Consider the following 18054-nt stretch of genomic DNA (forward strand, 5'->3'; position numbering starts at 1 on the left):
CCCGAATAATCGAAGCGGCTTTGTATTTTCGAGTGTCGAGAGTGGCTTAACCCACCAGCTCCAGACCCGAGAAGAAGTATGCGATCTCAACAGCTGCGGTTTCGGGAGCGTCCGAACCGTGAACCGAGTTTTCGCCAACCGATTCCGCGAATTCTGCGCGGATGGTGCCGGCTGCAGCGTCGGCTGGGTTGGTTGCGCCCATAACTTCGCGGTTTTTCGCGATGGCGTTTTCGCCTTCCAGAACCTGAGCGACGATAGGCTCGGACGCCATGAATTCGCACAGTTCGTCATAGAAAGGACGCTCGGCGTGCACAGCGTAGAAAACGCCAGCTTGCGCTTTGGTCAGGTGAATGCGCTTTTGAGCAACGATGCGCAGGCCAGCTTCTTCGAATTTGGCGTTGATTGCGCCAGTCAGGTTGCGGCGAGTTGCATCGGGTTTGATGATCGAGAACGTGCGTTCCAGAGCCATGGTTTTTCTCCTTTGAGGGGGTCAGGCACCCTGCCCGTCCCAGCGTTCGAATTGGCGCCCCGATAGCACGGGATGGGCCACTTGAAAAGCGATGATTGACGTTGGTCTCTTGTTCCGTCACACGGTGCCTATGCTCAAGATATCAGACATCAACTATTCCGTCGAAGGCCGCCCCCTTTTTGAAGAGGCTAGTGCCACCATTCCTCCGGGTCACAAGGTTGGCCTGATTGGTCGTAACGGCGCGGGAAAAACCACGCTGTTTCGCCTGATCCGTGGCGAGCTTTCGCTTGAAGGTGGTACAATCACGCTGCCCCAGCGGGCCCGCATCGGCGGTGTGGCACAGGAAGTGCCCAGCAACGAGGTGTCGTTGATCGATACGGTTTTGGCCGCAGACACGGAACGGGCGGCCTTGATGGCCGAATCTGAAACCGCAACCGATTCCAACCGGATTGCGGAAATTCAAACACGGCTGGCCGATATTGATGCCTGGAGCGCCGAAGCGCGTGCGGGATCGATTCTCAAAGGTCTGGGGTTTGATCACGCGGAACAGCAAATGCCCTGTTCGGCCTTTTCCGGCGGCTGGCGGATGCGTGTCGCGCTGGCGGCGGTTCTGTTTGCACAGCCTGATTATCTCTTGTTGGACGAACCGACCAACTATCTCGATCTGGAAGGCGCGCTTTGGCTTGAGAACTATCTCGTCAAATATCCGCACACAGTTCTGATCATCAGCCACGACCGGGAATTGTTGAACCGGTCTGTAACGGCCATTCTGCACCTCGATGAGCGCAAGCTGACCTATTATTCCGGTCCCTACGACCAGTTCGCGCGCCAACGCGCCGAACAACGCGCTGTTCAGGCCGCAGCCGCCAAGAAACAACAGGCACAACGCGAGCATTTGCAAGCGTTTGTGGATCGCTTCAAGGCCAAAGCCAGCAAGGCCAAACAGGCGCAAAGCCGTGTTAAAATGCTTGAGAAGATGACACCGATCACCGCGCCCGAAGATGCGGCGCGCGTGGTGTTCACCTTCCCGACACCTGAAGAATTGTCCCCGCCCATTATCGCAATGGAGGGTGGCTCGACCGGCTACGGCGACACAGTCGTGTTGAAGAACCTCAATCTGCGCATCGACCAAGACGACCGCATCGCACTTCTGGGCAAAAACGGCCAAGGTAAATCCACCTTGGCGAAACTGCTGTCGGGCCGGCTTGATCCCATGGGCGGCAAGTTCACCACCTCGACCAAGCTGCGGATCGGATTCTTTGCACAGCATCAGGTGGATGAGCTTTATGTTGACGAAACACCGATCCAGCACCTGATGCGCGAACGCCCCGGCGAAGGGCAATCCCGCCTGCGGGCCCGTTTGGCCGGTTTCGGTCTGGGCGCGGCTCAGGCCGAAACCGAGGTCGGACGCCTGTCCGGTGGTCAAAAGGCGCGTTTGTCGCTGTTGCTGGCCACGTTGGATGCGCCGCATCTTCTGATCCTCGATGAGCCGACCAACCACCTTGATATCGAAAGCCGCGAAGCCCTGGTTGAAGCGCTGACCGCCTATACCGGTGCGGTGATTCTGGTGAGCCACGACATGCACTTGCTCACCTTGGTCGCGGATCGGCTCTGGCTGGTGAAAGACGGCACGGTGCAACCATATGAAGAAGACCTGCAAGCCTATCGCAGCCTGCTGTTGACGTCAGACAAACCGTCCGGCAAATCCAAGCCGAAACCGGTGCGCAAACAGGCCACGCGCGATGAACTTCTGGCGCTCAAGGCCAATGTTCGCAAATGCGAGCAACGGGTCGAAAAACTCAATGAAATGAGTGACAAGCTGGCGAAAAAGCTGGCAGATCCAGCCTTGTACGAAGACGGCAAACTGGGCGAGATGGAAGTCTGGCAACGCAAATACGGCGAAGTGCGAGAAGCACAGGACCGCGCCGAAGACATGTGGATGGCCGCGCTGGAAAAGCTTGAAAAAGCCAAGGTTTGATGGGTAGCGTCACTTTATGGACAGTGCATCCCTTATCACGGCCTTTGTCACCCTCTTTGTGATCATCGATCCATTGGGGCTGACGCCCCTGTTTGTGGCGTTAACCCACGAAATGGCGCCCGCAAAGCGGCGTTCGGTGGCTCTTCGGGCCTGTCTGGTCGCCTTTTTTATCCTGTCGTTGTTCGCATTCTTTGGCGAAGCTGTCCTTGGGTTTGTCGGTATTTCAATGCCGGCGTTTCGCATTGCGGGCGGCATTCTGTTGCTGCTGACCGCGCTGGACATGTTGTTTGAACGGCGCACCAAACGGCGCGAGGATCAGGCCGACGAGGACGACAATGACGACCCATCAGTGTTTCCACTGGCGATTCCGCTGATTGCGGGTCCGGGATCAATTGCGACCGTCATTTTGCTGTCGAGCCAGTATTCCGGTATTCCCAACACTTTTCTCGTGTTGGGGGTTGCTCTGGCTGTGCTGGGTGCGGTTCTTGGGATGTTCATGATGGGCGGTGTGCTGGCCCGTATTCTTGGCAAAACGGGAATCAATGTCGCAACCCGTCTTCTCGGGATGCTGTTGGCCGCGCTGTCGGTTCAGTTCGTTCTGGAAGGTCTGCGCGATTTTGGCCTGATGGGCTAAGACCTCTTCTTATTGGAGCACCTCTGCCCTATATCAATGCCAGCAAAACGAGGTAAACATGAACGGCGATCAGATTGGTGAAATGACCTATTTGGTGGTGTTGGGGGCTGCAGTTGTGTTCTGGTTTGTGACCAGCCATCGACAGTCCTTTGGCAAAACCATCCAGCAACTTCTTGCGTGGGTCCTGATCGGTCTGGGAGTGGTTGCGGCCTATGGCATGTGGGACGACATCCGCAGCACGGTGACACCCACAGCGGCCTCGTTTGAAAGCGAAGGCGCCATAGAAATCCCGCGCGGCATGGATGGTCACTATCACATGACGGTCGAGGTCAACGGCGCACCAATCAGCTTTATCGTGGACACCGGCGCAAGCCAGATTGTTCTGAATAAAACAGACGCACGGCGGATTGGCCTCGATCCCGAAGCCTTGCCCTATTTCGGGCGCGCGATGACGGCAAATGGAGAAGTGCGCACTGCACCGGTCAAACTCGATGAACTGCGTGTTGGCGGTATCGTCGATCGCAATGTTGCCGCGCAGGTCAATGAAGGTGAGCTGAGCAAATCATTGCTGGGCATGTCCTATCTTCAAAGGTTCGAACAGGTCACTATTGCCGGCAACAAACTGATCCTGAAAAGATAACGGGCTGGCACGATCAGGTTAGGTGCAGGTTTTAAGGCTCTGCTTTTTCGGCTTTTTTGGCCCAACCCCCATCTTCTTCTGACCAATATTGCGCCGCGCACCCTGCGTCTGTGAGAGTCTTCCACTGAACACGGGCCTGCGCCACGGCATCCATATCGTGACCATCAAACAGGATACAGACCCGGTCACTTGCCCGCACTTCATCCGATGAAATCGATGCGCCATCAATCGTCATCAGACATCCGGCCTGATTTCCGTTTTCGGTTTCATGGTGGCTGAGCAGAACCGGCTGGTCGGCATCATGCGGCCCGCCGGCCTGACCATGGGGCAGAAAACTCTCGTCCCCTTGCAACCACAGCTTCTGGTCCAGCCAATCCATACGTTCAGGAGAGCGGCCCCGCACCAAAACACGCCACCCCGCACCACGCGCCTTGCCGATCAGCATCGGCAACGTGATGTCCAGAGGATGACGTGTCAGGTGATAGAAAAAGGCCGCGCCCAATTTATTCCGCCTCGGTTACGGTCTCGAATTTATCGGCCACCAGACGATCAAGCGCCATCACACCCCACCCTGTGGCACCGGATGGCGCATAGGCGGTTTCGGCTTTGACGCTGGCCACACCAGCGATATCGAGGTGAATCCAAGGCATGTCATCTGGCACAAACCGGTGCAGGAATTCTGCCGCAGTGATTGAGCCCGCAGGACGGCCACCTGTGTTCTTCATATCCGCAACGCGTGACTTGATCAGGTTGTCATAGGCTTTTGCCAACGGCATGCGCCATGCGCCCTCACCTTCGGTTTTGGCCGCTTTCAGGAACGCATTGCAGAAAGCATCATTGTTCGAGAAGACGCCTGCGTTTTCGTGGCCCAGACCAATGATGATGGCCCCGGTCAAGGTGGCAAGATCCACCATGGCCGCCGGTTTGAAACGCTCTTGGGCATAATGCAGCACATCGCACAGCACCAAACGCCCTTCGGCATCGGTGTTGATAACCTCGATGGTGTCACCTTTCATCGAGGTCACAACATCGCCCGGACGCGTGGCTTTGCCCGACGGCATGTTTTCAACAAGCCCGACAAGGCCCACAACATTGGCAGGTGCCTTGCGCAGGGCAAGTGCGCGCATCACGCCGGACACAACGCCAGCGCCGCCCATGTCCATGGTCATATCTTCCATGCCAGCCGCCGGTTTGAGCGAAATCCCGCCCGTGTCAAAGACAACACCTTTGCCGATCAATGCCAAAGGTGCGGCGTCTTTTTCGCCGCCACTCCATTGCATCACGACAACCTTTGAAGGGCTTTCCGAGCCTTCTCCGACAGAGAGAAGCGCGCCCATGCCAAGATCTTTCAGCTTTTCTTCTTCGATCACTTCCACATCGAGACCAAGGTCAACCATATCGGCAAGACGGTTGGCAAACTCGGTTGTGGTCAAGACGTTTGCGGGCTCGTTGGTGAGGTCACGCGTAAAGAAAACGCCTTCTGCAATTGCCAGCAACGGCAACGCTTTTTGGGTAACGTCCTCAGGTTTTGACACCATGAAACGCACCGCGCGGTCGTCTTCTTTGGCAGGGCCACTGCGATGGTCTTCAAATTCATAGTCCCGCAGCGCGCATCCAAAGGCGATCTGGGCGGCGTGACGATGTGGGCCAGCGCAAACCAGCATCGGTTTTGCCTTGCGCAGACGCCCAAGCCCGACACCTGCTTTGCGGGCCTCGACCGCTGTTACATTCCGCGCCAGAAACATGACATCAAGCGCTTCGGCCGCCATACCCGCTGGATAGGCGATGGTGACGATGTCTCCGGGTTTGGATTCTTCAGCTTTGGCCTCGATCACACGTTTGACGGCCCCGCGTGACAAACGGTTTGCGCGCCGCGCCGCGGTATCCATACGCCCGTCGGGGGTAATGATAATGGCCACGCGCCCTTCTGTGGTCGCAAGGACATCAATATCGGTGTCTTCAAATGTCACGGAAACGGGTTTGACCACGTTCAATACTCCTCTTTGTTGCTTCGAGTCCTAGCGTGCTGCTGACAAGTTGACCAGATAGCAGTTTTCCCCGCTGCGCAATTCAACTAAAGTCACGTCAAAACAAGCAGAATTCGGGGGCCGACTATTGTGAGCAGATTCGACAGATATGTACTGTCGCAGCTTCTGGTCCTTTTTGGATTCTTCGCGCTTATTCTGATTGCCGTCTATTGGGTGAATAGCGCTGTAGAGCTTTTGGACCTGCTGATTGCGAACGGCCAATCCACGGCGGTTTTCCTTGAGTTTACCGCGCTGAGCCTTCCCGGCATCATCCGGCACGTCATCCCGTTTTCGACGTTTGCGGCCACTGTTTATGTCATCAACCGGCTGAGCAGCGAAAGCGAGCTGACCGTGATGCAGGCCACCGGTTTCAGCCCGTGGCGGCTGGCGCGGCCCGTCGTTTTATTCGGCATCATCATCTTTAGCATGATGTCGATTCTTACGCATTATCTGGTGCCGACCTCTTTGCTACAGTTCAACATCCGCCAGACCGAGGTCAGCCAGAACATTACCGCGCGGTTGCTCACCGAAGGTGAATTCCTGCATCCGGCCGATGACATCACGTTCTATATCCGCGAGATTTCGCCATCCGGTGTTTTGAAAGATGTCTATATTTCCGACAGGCGCGGCAGCAGCGAAATCACTACCTATACAGCGGCCGAAGCCTATCTTGTGAACGACGAAGGCGGGGCCAAACTGGTAATGGTAGATGGTCTATCGCAAATTCTGGTTCAGCCCGGCGGACGTTTGTTCACCACAAACTTCTCTGACTTTACCTATGATATCAGCAGCCTGATCAAAAAGCCCACAACCGTACGTCAATCGATCGGGTTCATGTCCACAAAAGACCTTTTGACCCGAAGCGACGAGATTTCTGCCGAATTGAACGTGCGGCGGGGCCAGATCATGGAAGAGGCGCATTCGCGGTTTGGCCAACCTCTGACAAGTGCGCTGGCCGCTTTGGTCGCTTTTGGCACCCTGCTTGTGGGCGGGTACAGCCGTTTTGGTATTTGGCGACAGGTTGTTCTTGCCTTTGTACTGCTGATTTCGCTCGAAATTGTGCGCAGTGCGATTTTGGATCCGGTCAGATCAAATGGTGATCTTTGGCCGTTGATCTATTTGCCGGCTGCACTCGGATTTATCATGGCGCTAATCTTGTTAACCCTGTCGGCCTATCCGCTGAACCTGCGAAAAAGGATGGCCACGTCATGACGATCCATTTCTATTTCGCACGCAAGTTTCTTTGGGTCTTTTTCGGTATCTTCGCATTGTTCTTTGCGCTGATCGAACTTGTGGACCTGATGGAACATGTCCGGCATTTCGATGTGGAAAAGATCGGCTTTGATCAGGTGTTGCGCCTGACACTGTTGAATGCGCCCGCGGCGATGTACCAGATCCTGCCGCTGTTGGTCATCCTGTCGACGGTGGCCTTGTTCCAAAGTCTGGCAAGATCAAGCGAGCTGGTTGTGGTGCGGGCCTCTGGCAGGTCTGCCCTGATCTCTCTTTTGTCGCCCATAACTGTCACTTTCCTTATGGGTGTTCTGGCGGTCACGATGGTCAATCCGATTGTGGCTATAACCTCGACCCGCTTCAGCGAGTTGAAGGAATCTTTTGATTCCGGAGGGAAGAGTGCGCTTTCTATCTCGGCTGAGGGGCTTTGGCTGCGCCAAGGCAGTGAACGCGGACAGGCCGTGATCCATGCGGATCGCACCAACCCTGATGCCTCGTATTTCTATGATCTCACGATTGTGCTTTATGCCAAAGACGGCGGCCCCGTCACCCGGATCGAGGCCGAAGCGGCCGCGTTGAACGAAGGCGCATGGGAACTTTACAACGCCAAAGCCTGGCCCCTGCATGCAGGTCTGAACCCCGAAGAAAACTCGAAACACCACGATGTTCTCAGGGTTGAAAGCAGCCTGACCAAGGACCGGATACGTGACAGTTTCGGATCACCGTCGGCCATTTCCGTCTGGGATCTGCCCCAGTTCATTGATGATCTGGAAGAGGCTGGTTTTTCGGCACGCCGGCACGAAGTCTGGTTGCAGATGGAACTGGCCCAGCCTTTGTTTCTTGTGGCCATGATGTTGATATCGGCCTCATTCACCATGCGGCACACACGTGCGGGCAAAACCGGCGTGGCTGTTCTGGCGGCGGTCATGACGGGATTTGGCATGTATTACGTGCGAAACTTTGCCCAGATTCTTGGTGAAAATGGACAGATTCCCGTGGCTCTGGCAGCCTGGGCACCCCCAATCGCAAGTGTGATGTTGGCACTGGGACTTTTGTTGCATATGGAAGACGGATGACGCCTCTGTTTCGAATTCTCTGTTTTGCAGCCTTCGGCGCGACCGCGACACCTGTTGCGGCACAACAGATTCCGAACACAGGGTCGGTACAGGAAAACGTGGTGCTGGTCGCAGACAGCGTTTCTGTCAGCAACGACAACCGTCTAATTGCCAAGGGAAATGTCGAAGCCCTTCAAGGCGACGTGCGCGTTCGCGCCAAACAAATCGAATACGACGGCAATCTGGGCATTGTGCGGGTCACCGGCCCTATTCACCTTTCACAAGGTGATCACACCCAGATCGTTGCCAGCTATGGCGAGCTGGACACCGATTTTAGAAACGGCCTTTTGAAAAGTGCCCGGGTTGTTCTGAACCAGCAGCTTCAGATGGCCACAAATCAGCTCGACCGCGTGGACGACCGGTACAACGTTTTGACCAAGACCACGGTCAGCTCTTGCCGCGTTTGCGATCAGGAATATGATTCCCCGCCGCTCTGGCAAATTCGCGCCCAAAGGGTGGTTCACGATCAGCTTGAACGTCAGATCTATTTTGATCACGCACAGGTGCGTGTTCTGGATGTGCCGATTTTCTATTTTCCGCAGCTTCGGTTGCCGGATCCCACACTGGACCGGGCAAAAGGGTTTCTGATTCCGGAAATCAACCAGAACAGCCTTTTGGGGTTCGGGGCCAAGGTGCCCTACTTCTTTCCGATCGGAGATGACAAAGACCTCACGCTGACGCCTTATCTCGCGCAAAACACCCGGACGATGGAATTCAGGTACCGTCAGGCCTTTCGCAAGGGGGGCATCGAATTCAACGGTGCGGTGTCGGATGACGATGTGAACACGGACCAACCGCGGTTCTATCTGTTCGGTGAAGGCAACTTTGATCTGGCACGCGACTACAAGTTGACGTTTGACATCAAAGCAACCTCCGACGACGCCTATCTGCTCGACTATGACTATTCCGACGAGGACCGTCTGGAGAGCGATATCACGGTGCGCCGCGTCAAACGGGACGAGAATACGCGATTTGCGTTGATCCATTATGAATCCCTGCGCGCCACGGAAGATAACGATACCATCCCAACCATTATCGCGGTGGCCGAAACCGAGCGCCGGTTCTTTCCCACGGCGATTGGCGGTGAAGGACGTTGGTCCGTGCAGACCCAGCACCACCACCGCACATCAAACCTTGATTACGATAGCGGCGATTCCGACTCGATTGTGGACGGGCGCGATGTCACGCGGGCTTCGGCGAATTTGTGGTGGCGGCGCAATTGGACGATGAACAGCGGCCTGCGTGCCGGTGTGACAACCCAACTGGCATTTGATGCCTTCCAGACCGACGATGACGCCACGCGCGATGGTTTTGAAAGCCAGTTCACCCCGACAATTCAGGCTGATCTGCGCTATCCCTTGAGCAAAGTCACCCCCAAAGGGGTCTCTTACGTGATCGAACCGGTGGCCATGATCGGCTATAGCGGAGGCGATACGCTTAACGTGGCCAACGACGAAAGTTCGCGTGTTGAATTCGACGAGGGCAACCTTCTGTCCCTGTCGCGGTTCCCTTCGGGGGATCGTCGCGAGCGTGGCGCACAGGCCGCAATTGGTCTGAACTGGTCACGCATCGATCCGAACGGATGGCAGGGAAAACTGACATTTGGTCAGGTTTATCAGGCAGATGTCCACTCTGATTTCACGACAAGTTCCGGCCTGTCCCAATCGCCTTCCGATATTTTGTTGGCCGGACAGTTCCGCAACAAAAGCGGCCTGACATTGACCGCACGCGGGTTGTTTGACGGGTTCCACGGCGTGAACAAGGCCTCGGCCCACGCTTCGTGGAGCAATGACAAGTTGTGGCTCGAAGGCAGCTATGTCTGGCTGGGTGTTGATCCTGACGAGGACCGGACCGAAACAGTGGCCGAATGGACCATCGACAGCCGCTATCGTCTGAGCCGTCACTGGACCGGACTTCTTGACTGGCGATATGATGTGTCCAGTGAACAATCGGCAGAGGCTGGCGTCGGTCTGGAATACCAGAACGAATGTGTCCGGATCGGCCTGACGCTCTCTCGCAGCTATATAACCACTTCAAATGTCGAACCGAGCACAGATGTGGGCCTGACAATTTCTTTCCTTGGATTTAGTGTCAACGCCAAGGACAAGAGCTATCACCGCACGTGCAACAACGCAGGGTAACTGAATTATGATTTCACACCGCCTTTTCGCCCGCCTCACGACCGCCGTGGCGCTTTGTGCGTCTCTGGCCGGACCTGTGGCGTCGCAAAGTGGGTTTTCGCCTGCCGTGATTGTGAACGACCGCGTTGTCACCTACTTCGAGATCGACCAGCGCGCTCTTTTGCTGAACATCATGAATCGCCCCGGCAACGTGGACAAGCTCGCCAAAGAGCAATTGATCGAAGAACGCCTTCAGCTTGAAGCCGCTGAAATCAACGGGATTTTCCCAAGCGAAGAAGGTGTGGAAGCCGGCATTCAGGACTTTGCCCGCCGGGTCAACATGAAGCCCGAAGACATGCTCAAGGCGCTGGAAAAAGACGGCCTCTACGAAGCAACCTTGCGCGACTTCCTCTATGCCCAGATTGCGTGGCGCGGCGTGATCCAGACGCGCTATGGCTCGCAAGCCAATATTTCGGAAGAAGAAATTGACCGCGCCATCGCCTCCAACAGCGGATCGGGCGGGATCAACGTTCTTCTGTCGGAAATCGTCATTCCGGTTACTCCACAAACCATCAGTCAGGTTCAGTCCCTGTCCCTGCAGATCAGTGAACTGACATCGGTCAGTGAATTTGCAGAAGCGGCGCGTCAGTATTCCGGTTCACGCACCAAAGATAACGACGGGCGCATCGACTGGATGTCGATCACGCGTCTGCCGCCGGAACTGCGCCCCCAGATCATGGCGTTGAAGCCGGGCGAAGTGACCGCGCCTGTAAGCCTGCCCAATGCGGTTGCTCTGTTCCAGCTGCGCTCGATGCGCGAAACCGGTCGCCGCACACCGAATTACTCTGCGGTTGATTACGCCGCCCTGTCATTGCCGGGTGGCCGCAGCGAGCAAAACATAAGCCTTATCAAAAAGATCGTGGACGATCTTGATACTTGCGACGACCTTTATGGTGCCGCCAAGGATATGCCGCGTGAAAACCTTGTGCGCGAAGCTGTTGCGCCCGGTGAAGTGCCACGCGACTATGGTGTCGAGCTTGCCAAGCTGGACAAAAACGAAGTGTCCACAAATGTGCAGCGCCGCAGCGCCAGTGGCGAACCGATTATGGTTCTGCTCATGATGTGCGGTCGCACCGTGGATCTGGGTGAAGAGGTCTCGCGTGAAGACGTCGCCAACTCTTTGCGCAACCAGCGACTTCAATCCTATGCCAACGGGTATATGTCTCAGCTGCGCGCAGAAGCGCGGATCGTCGAATAAAATGACGGCTCCCATCGCGCTCAGCTGTGGAGAACCGGCAGGGATCGGTCTTGAACTGGCTGTGCGGGCGTGGGAACAGCTCAAGGGAGACGTGCCCTTCTTTTTGATCGCAGATCCGCGACATGTTCCCAAGACCGTGCCGGTTGTGGAACTTTCAGATCCTCGTGACGCTGTTCAAGCGTGCCGTGACGCCCTGCCCGTTTTGCCGCTCGCCTTTGGTGGGCAGGCCATTGCGGGTCAACCTGATCCCGCAAATGCCGAAGGTGTTATGGAGGCCATTGCACTGGGCGCCCGTCTGGCAATGGACGGAACTGCCAGCGCCCTGTGCACAGCCCCGATCCATAAAAAGGCATTGAAGGACGGAACATCGTTTCCGTGGCCCGGTCATACCGAATATCTGGCCCATCTGGCGGGTGTCGAAAACGTTGTGATGATGCTTGCCAGCGAACAGTTGCGGGTTGTACCGACAACCATTCACATCGCACTTGCCGACGTTCCCCAAATCCTGACGGCCCAGTTGCTGCGCAAAACTCTGGAAATCACCCGCGACGGCCTGCGCAACCAGTTTGGCATCGAAGACCCGCGCATTGCCGTTGCGGGGCTGAACCCCCATGCCGGCGAAGGTGGTGCGATGGGACACGAAGACATGACCGTGATCGCGCCCGTCGTTGAAGAGTTGCTATCACAGGGATGGGCCTTGTCCGGCCCCCTGCCCGCCGACACCATGTTTCATGCGGCGGCGCGCGCCAAATATGATGCCGCAGTTTGTATGTACCATGATCAGGCGCTGATCCCGATCAAGACACTGGATTTCGATCGCGGGGTCAATGTGACGCTGGGGCTGCCGTTTATTCGGACCTCTCCGGATCATGGCACCGCTTTCGACATTGCCGGCAAAGGCATTGCCACACCGACAAGCCTGATCGAGGCGCTCAGAATGGCGCAGCGTATGGCGGCGTCGCGGTCGGATCACAAAGAACACTAAGAAAGAAGACACATGAGCGCGATTGATAACCTGCCCCCCTTGCGAGACGTCATCGCCGAACATGGGCTGTCTGCGCGCAAATCGCTGGGGCAGAACTTTTTGCTGGATCTGAACCTGACGGCCAAAATCGCCCGACAGGCCGGAGACCTGCGCGAATGTGATGTGCTTGAGATCGGTCCGGGCCCTGGCGGATTGACACGCGGGTTGCTGTCCGAAGGCGCCCGCAAGGTTCTTGCCATCGAAAAAGACACGCGCTGTATGCCGGTGCTGGAACAAATCAGCGCGGCCTATCCCGGCCAGCTCGAGGTGATTAACGGTGATGCGCTCGAGATTAATCCGCTTGCCCATCTGACACCGCCCATCCGTATCGCGGCCAATCTGCCTTATAATGTCGGTACGGAATTGCTGGTGCGCTGGCTCACCCCGAAAGAGTGGCCTCCCTTTTGGCAAAGCCTGACACTTATGTTCCAACGCGAGGTCGCAGAGCGGATCGTGGCGCAACCGGGGTCAAAAGCCTATGGGCGGCTGGCCATTCTGGCACAGTGGCGCGCGGATGCGAAAATTGTGATGCACCTGCCACCGGGCGCATTTACGCCGCCTCCCAAAGTCAGCAGTGCGGTTGTGCACCTCGCGGCTCTGCCCGAACCGAAATTCGAGGCCGACGCCTCAACCCTGAGCCACGTGGTGGCAAAAGCCTTTAACCAGCGCCGCAAAATGTTGCGCGCTGCCCTGAAGGGAACGGCACCGGATCTCGAAGATCGGTTGCTTGCGGCGGGCATTCAACCCACCGAACGGGCAGAACAGGTGTCACTTGAACAGTTCTGCGCCTTGGCCAGAGAAATCAAAAAAGCCTGATCCTAAAGAAAAGACCCGAAGCGTTGCTTCGGGTCTTTTGATTTATTCTGCTGCTTCCGGTTTGTCAGAAGGCGCCTCTGCGGCTGGCTCGGCCGCGGCAGGTTCCGCCGCCTTGGGCTCTTTCTTCGGAGCAGGCTTGCGACGTGGCTTTCGCGGTGGCTTTGGCTTGGTTTCCGCCTTTGCCTCTGGTGTCTCAACCAGACCGGATTCTGCGCTTTCTTCCACGATTTCAATCACATCAGGCTGTGGTGCATCAGACGGGTCTTCGACCTTGGCTGGTGCATCGGAAGCGGTGTTTGCTTCGCGTTCCTGACGCTCAATGCGTTCCTGACGCTCGCGATCGCGCTCGGCCTGACGTTCGCGGTTCTGACGCTCGTGTTCTTCACGGCGTGCATCCTGCTCGCGTTGAGCCTCGGCAAGCATGCGCAGATAGTGTTCTGCGTGCTGTTGGAAATTTTCGGTTGCAACACGGTCATTTGCAAGCTGCGCATCACGTGCGAGCTGATTATACTTGTCAATAATCTGCTGGGGTGTGCCACGCACTTTGCCCTCGGGGCCCGAGCTGTCAAACACACGGTTGACGACGTTACCTGAGGGACGGTTGCGATTGTTCTTGTTCCGCGAACGGGATTTAGAAGATCTCATTTTTCTTGCTGTCCAGCCTTGGTCAGAAAATCAATCGATAAACCCGTTTCGCGCCCCTTGCGCTCAAAACCCGGGTACCGACTTTTTGGCTTGGTGTCCTGCGGGACCGGCGTATGCACCATCTTCGCAAGGACACTTATTGAGTAATCGGGTATGGCATCGCACACAAGAGGTTAAGTCGAAAATAGGTGGAATTTCGCGCTTTTTTCGAAAGATCTATGCGATTGTAGCAGAAACAACGCGATCCCTGCCATCCAGATCGGTGTGAATCTGAACATGGCTCAGACCTGCCTCGCGGAAAATAGCGAGCACATCCGGCCCCTGTTTCCAGCCAATTTCGACAAGCAACCTGCCCTGTGGGGCCAGATGATGATGCGCGTCTTCACCTATTTTAACATAGGGAGAAAGCCCATCGCCACCGGGTGTCAGGGCCAGATGCGGGTCATGTTGCAAGACCTCGGGCGACAGGTCCAACATCTCGATTTCGGAAATATAGGGCGGGTTGGACAGGATCAGATCAAACTGCCCTTCGACCCCTTTGAACCAGTCGGCCTGCTGGAGCGTCAACCGGTCAGACACGCCGTGTGTCTCGGCATTCTCCTGCGCGACGGCCAAAGCTGCTGGGCTGATGTCTGTCGCAACCGCAACTGCCGCAGGGCGTTCGGCAAGCAGGGTCACGGGCAAAATACCCGACCCCGTCCCAAGATCCAGAATCCGGCGGGGGGAAGGCCCGGCCAGCACCTCGGCGATCAGGGTTTCTGTTTCCGGGCGCGGGTCAAGAACATCCGACGTGACCAGAAAATCGCGTCCCCAAAACTGGCGTTTCCCGATAATCTTGGACACCGGCATATTCTGTGTTCGGCGAATGAGCGCGTTTTCATAGGCATGAAACTGTTCGTCCCTCACCGGCATGTCCGGTTCAAGGGAAATGTGACCGGTGGGTATGCCCATGACATGCGCCAGCAAAATACGGGCGTCCCGTTCCGGTCCTTCGATATTGGCACCCCTCAGTTGGGCAATTCCTTTGCGAAGCGCATCACGCAGGATCACCCTTCCATCTCCGCAAGCAGACGCGCCTGATCATCTGCCGTCAGGGCATCCACAATCTCGTCCAGATCGCCCCCCATAATCGCATCCAGCTTGTAGAGCGTCAGGTTGATCCGGTGATCCGTCATCCTGCCCTGCGGAAAATTATAGGTGCGAATGCGTTCCGAGCGGTCACCTGATCCGACCTGGCTTTTGCGGGCCTCCGAGCGCTGGCTGTCGATCCGCTGCCGCTCCTGATCAAACAGCCGTGTTTTCAGAACCTGCATGGCAATTTCGCGGTTACGGTGCTGGGATTTCTCCGAACTGGTCACGACAATGCCCGAGGGAATATGCGTGATCCGCACGGCGGAATCCGTGGTGTTGACGTGCTGACCACCCGCACCAGACGACCGCATCGTATCAATCCGGATGTCATTGGCGTCAATCTGGATATCGACATCTTCCGCTTCGGGCAAAACCGCGACAGTGGCCGCCGATGTATGAATACGCCCGCCGCTTTCGGTTTCTGGAACACGCTGAACACGGTGCACGCCGGATTCGTACTTTAGCCGCGCAAAGACGTTTTCGCCTTTGACATGCGCCACCACTTCCTTGATGCCACCCAGTTCCGTTTGCTGTTCTTCAATGATCTCAAACTTCCAGCCGCGCGCCTCGGAATAGCGTTGATACATGCGCAACAGGTCACCCGCAAAAAGCGCCGCTTCGTCACCGCCGGTACCCGGACGGATTTCCACCATGGCGGGCCGCGTGTCGGCCGCATCTTTAGGAATCAGCGCCAACTGAAGCTCTTTTTCGGCCGCAGGAAGCCGCTCTTTCAACAAAGGCAGTTCTTCTTCGGCAAGTTCCCGCATATCGGGATCGTCAAGCATCATCTCGGCGTCGTCCAAATCGGACAGCAGCTGACGATAGGCCGCGATCTGCTCGATAACGGGTCTAAGATCCGAATATTCCTTGGCAAGGCGGGCAATATCCTCGCCCGCTGTGCCATCCGACATCTGCGCCTCAAGAAACTCGAAACGCTGTTTGATTTGCTCTAATCGCTCAATAGGAACCATGAGGTTAAGTGGGACAATCCGCAGACTTGGTCAAGGGGGCTGAATGGTGTAAGATTCCAAACATGCGAAGAATTATGATGATCCTTGGTTTGGTCGGGGCCAGTGCCCCCGCGCTGGCCGACTATAACCTGAATGGCAAAGTGATTGATTGCTATTGCACCGACAAGCAAGGCGGGCGCGTCGAGCTGGGCGAAATGATCTGTTTGCAAGTGGACGGGCGCATGTTCATGGCCCAGTGCCAGATGTCGCTGAACGTGCCGATGTGGCGCGAAATCTCCGAAGGTTGCCTGTCATCCAACCTTGTGGCGCCTTCAATAGGCGACCAAAGCGTCAATCCAGCCATCCACTCTGGCGGCGTTGACGCCAAAGTCGCGCCGCCCAAATCGTGATCGCGCATAGATCAGCAGATCCTCCCCGACCTGCATCGCCGTTGTGTAATCAGGATAGCCGACAAGGCGCGACCGGCTGACAAATGTAATCATGCCGCTCTCGCTTGATCCGGCGAAGATTTCTGTGCGCGGCTCTGTCAGGGCGATGGTTTCCAGTTTTTTCAACCCGCCACCGCCGGTCAACACCCGTCGCGTTGCACCGTTTCGAAAGGTTTTGTCGGCTTCGACTTTCGGGGTGACATGCCAGACTTCGGGATCACTTGGCGCAAGGCGGACATAGGCCAGCACCCCAAGCATCGCAATTGCGATCAACCAGATAAAGATCATAGGTTTCCCTTTCAAAGTTCTCACCCCAGACCTCGCACAACAAAAACATCAAAATTCTGTTCGACGGGGCCGAGCCCTAAATAATTTCAGGCATTAAAAACGTGTTGTCGTCAATTTCCAAGCCCCACCGGTGAGATTTGCCCAAATTTGCATCTCTCACCGATGTGCCTTTTTTTTTGAGGGTCACCCTTTGCGGCGCGTTGCCCCCCAAATCTGAAGCAGTTCTGTTGCAACATGCGCGCCCGCAATTGCGGTTGCACCTGTTGTGTCAAAAGGAGGCGAAACCTCGACCACATCGCCACCAACCATGTTGATGCCGGCCAGATCACGCAGGATAATCGCGGCCTGACCACTGCTCAGGCCACCCCAGACAGGTGTCCCCGTGCCGGGCGCAAATGCCGGATCAAGACAATCGATATCAAACGTTACATATGTCGGATGTGACCCAAGAATGGATTTGATCTTTTCCACAACCGCTGCCGGTCCGGTTTCGTGTACTTCGCGTGCATCTATGATGTTCACCCCCAAAGGATCTTCATTCACGGTGCGAATGCCCACCTGAACCGAGCGCGCAGGATCCACGAGACCCATTTTCACGGCCTTGTAAAACATGGTGCCGTGGTCGATCCGCTCCATATCATCATCCGCCCAGGTGTCGGTATGGGCATCAAATTGCAACAAGGACAGCGGCCCGTATTTTTCGGCGTAGGCCTTGAGGATCGGGAAAGTCACATAATGGTCGCCCCCCAGTGCAAGGCTCGCCGCGCCCGCTTTCAGGATGCCGCGAATGTGGTTTGTCAGGGCATCGGGAAAATCCGAGACTTTGGCATAGTCAAAAGCAACATCGCCGTAGTCGACAATGCTAAACTCATCCAGAACGCAATAATCCCAGCCATAAGGCGGATCAAAGGCCTGAAGCGTGCTTGCCTCTCGGATGGCGCGTGGCCCCAAACGTGTGCCCGGACGATTGGTGACAGCCTGATCAAATGGCACGCCGGTCACGGCGATATCGACATCTGTCAGATCTTTTGAATACCTTCTGCGCAGAAACGATGTCGCGCCGCCAAAGGTGTTTTCAAAGCTGCACCCCCGCATATCCTTACGGGTGAAGGCCTCGTCCACCTGATTTTTTGCATCTTCCAGCGCCATGACACTCTCACTTTATCGGTCAAGAAATAATTTGATCAAATTCTGATCTACAGACATCTGTTGGTCAAGCCCCAACGCAACATTGAACCACGCCCCCTGCCCGATCACGTGGGCACGGGGCGATCTGCAGC

18 protein-coding genes are annotated in these 18054 nt (G+C 56.2%); 10 read left to right on the forward strand and 8 right to left on the reverse strand.

Annotated elements, in window-relative coordinates; translation table 11 throughout:
* Window positions 1-46: 46 nt before the first annotated feature.
* Window positions 47-469: a nucleoside-diphosphate kinase gene (gene ndk, locus PH7735_RS09120; RefSeq protein ID WP_058310934.1), complete on the reverse strand. Its 423-nt coding sequence runs from the start codon at window positions 467-469 to the stop codon at window positions 47-49.
* A gap of 130 nt (window positions 470-599) precedes the next feature.
* Between ndk and PH7735_RS09125 the strand changes: the two genes are divergently transcribed.
* The 3 genes from PH7735_RS09125 to PH7735_RS09135 are packed head-to-tail and all read left to right on the forward strand — an operon-like array spanning window position 600 to window position 3721.
* Window positions 600-2447, forward strand: coding sequence for an ABC-F family ATP-binding cassette domain-containing protein (locus PH7735_RS09125; protein ID WP_058311218.1), 1848 nt, complete (start codon window positions 600-602; stop codon window positions 2445-2447).
* Between the two features lie 16 nt (window positions 2448-2463).
* The gene (locus PH7735_RS09130) at window positions 2464-3081 is read left to right on the forward strand and encodes a MarC family protein (RefSeq protein ID WP_058310935.1); all 618 of its coding nucleotides are present in this window, start codon (window positions 2464-2466) and stop codon (window positions 3079-3081) included.
* Window positions 3082-3139: 58 nt separating this feature from the next.
* Window positions 3140-3721, forward strand: coding sequence for a retropepsin-like aspartic protease family protein (locus tag PH7735_RS09135; RefSeq protein ID WP_058310936.1), 582 nt, complete (start codon window positions 3140-3142; stop codon window positions 3719-3721).
* A gap of 31 nt (window positions 3722-3752) precedes the next feature.
* On the opposite strand, the gene PH7735_RS09140 is transcribed toward PH7735_RS09135, so the two are convergent.
* Complete coding sequence (locus PH7735_RS09140; protein WP_058310937.1) at window positions 3753-4223, reverse strand: DNA polymerase III subunit chi; 471 nt, start codon at window positions 4221-4223, stop codon at window positions 3753-3755.
* Between the two features lies 1 nt (window position 4224).
* A complete protein-coding gene (locus tag PH7735_RS09145; protein WP_145865289.1) occupies window positions 4225-5709 on the reverse strand; it encodes a leucyl aminopeptidase in 1485 nt (494 codons plus the stop codon).
* A gap of 129 nt (window positions 5710-5838) precedes the next feature.
* Here PH7735_RS09145 and lptF point away from each other — a divergent pair, with 129 nt between their 5' ends.
* Genes lptF through rsmA form a run of 6 tightly spaced genes read left to right on the forward strand, consistent with a single transcriptional unit; the run spans window position 5839 to window position 13311 of the window.
* A complete protein-coding gene (gene lptF / locus PH7735_RS09150) occupies window positions 5839-6960 on the forward strand; it encodes an LPS export ABC transporter permease LptF (protein WP_058310939.1) in 1122 nt (373 codons plus the stop codon).
* Entirely contained in the window at window positions 6957-8054 is a 1098-nt protein-coding gene (gene lptG / locus PH7735_RS09155) for an LPS export ABC transporter permease LptG (RefSeq protein WP_058310940.1), read from the forward strand. Before lptF ends, lptG begins: the two co-directional genes overlap by 4 nt.
* Window positions 8051-10234, forward strand: a complete 2184-nt coding sequence (locus tag PH7735_RS09160) for an LPS-assembly protein LptD (RefSeq protein ID WP_058310941.1) — start codon at window positions 8051-8053, stop codon at window positions 10232-10234. Before lptG ends, PH7735_RS09160 begins: the two co-directional genes overlap by 4 nt.
* 7 nt (window positions 10235-10241) lie before the next feature.
* Window positions 10242-11471, forward strand: a complete 1230-nt coding sequence (locus tag PH7735_RS09165; RefSeq protein WP_058310942.1) for a peptidylprolyl isomerase — start codon at window positions 10242-10244, stop codon at window positions 11469-11471.
* Between the two features lies 1 nt (window position 11472).
* Window positions 11473-12456 (forward strand): 4-hydroxythreonine-4-phosphate dehydrogenase PdxA, encoded by a 984-nt coding sequence (gene pdxA / locus PH7735_RS09170; RefSeq protein ID WP_058310943.1) that lies wholly within the window; start codon window positions 11473-11475, stop codon window positions 12454-12456.
* Window positions 12457-12468: 12 nt separating this feature from the next.
* Complete coding sequence (gene rsmA, locus PH7735_RS09175) at window positions 12469-13311, forward strand: 16S rRNA (adenine(1518)-N(6)/adenine(1519)-N(6))-dimethyltransferase RsmA (RefSeq protein WP_058310944.1); 843 nt, start codon at window positions 12469-12471, stop codon at window positions 13309-13311.
* Between the two features lie 42 nt (window positions 13312-13353).
* On the opposite strand, the gene PH7735_RS09180 is transcribed toward rsmA, so the two are convergent.
* The 3 genes from PH7735_RS09180 to prfA form a co-directional block, all read right to left on the reverse strand.
* A complete protein-coding gene (locus PH7735_RS09180) occupies window positions 13354-13956 on the reverse strand; it encodes a DUF4167 domain-containing protein (RefSeq protein ID WP_058310945.1) in 603 nt (200 codons plus the stop codon).
* Window positions 13957-14172: 216 nt separating this feature from the next.
* Entirely contained in the window at window positions 14173-15006 is an 834-nt protein-coding gene (gene prmC, locus PH7735_RS09185) for a peptide chain release factor N(5)-glutamine methyltransferase (protein ID WP_058310946.1), read from the reverse strand.
* Window positions 15003-16058, reverse strand: coding sequence for a peptide chain release factor 1 (prfA, locus tag PH7735_RS09190; RefSeq protein WP_058310947.1), 1056 nt, complete (start codon window positions 16056-16058; stop codon window positions 15003-15005). The genes prmC and prfA overlap by 4 nt, the downstream gene beginning before the upstream one ends.
* 62 nt (window positions 16059-16120) lie before the next feature.
* Here prfA and PH7735_RS09195 point away from each other — a divergent pair, with 62 nt between their 5' ends.
* Window positions 16121-16447 (forward strand): hypothetical protein, encoded by a 327-nt coding sequence (locus PH7735_RS09195; protein ID WP_082645166.1) that lies wholly within the window; start codon window positions 16121-16123, stop codon window positions 16445-16447.
* On the opposite strand, the gene PH7735_RS09200 is transcribed toward PH7735_RS09195, so the two are convergent.
* Window positions 16370-16774, reverse strand: a complete 405-nt coding sequence (locus PH7735_RS09200; protein WP_058310949.1) for a DUF1499 domain-containing protein — start codon at window positions 16772-16774, stop codon at window positions 16370-16372. The two genes, PH7735_RS09195 and PH7735_RS09200, sit on opposite strands and share 78 nt — an antisense overlap.
* A gap of 183 nt (window positions 16775-16957) precedes the next feature.
* A complete protein-coding gene (speB, locus tag PH7735_RS09205) occupies window positions 16958-17923 on the reverse strand; it encodes an agmatinase (RefSeq protein WP_058310950.1) in 966 nt (321 codons plus the stop codon).
* Window positions 17924-18054: the final 131 nt, after the last annotated feature.

Origin of the sequence: Shimia thalassica (assembly GCF_001458215.1) — a bacterium.
Lineage (GTDB): Bacteria > Pseudomonadota > Alphaproteobacteria > Rhodobacterales > Rhodobacteraceae > Shimia > Shimia thalassica.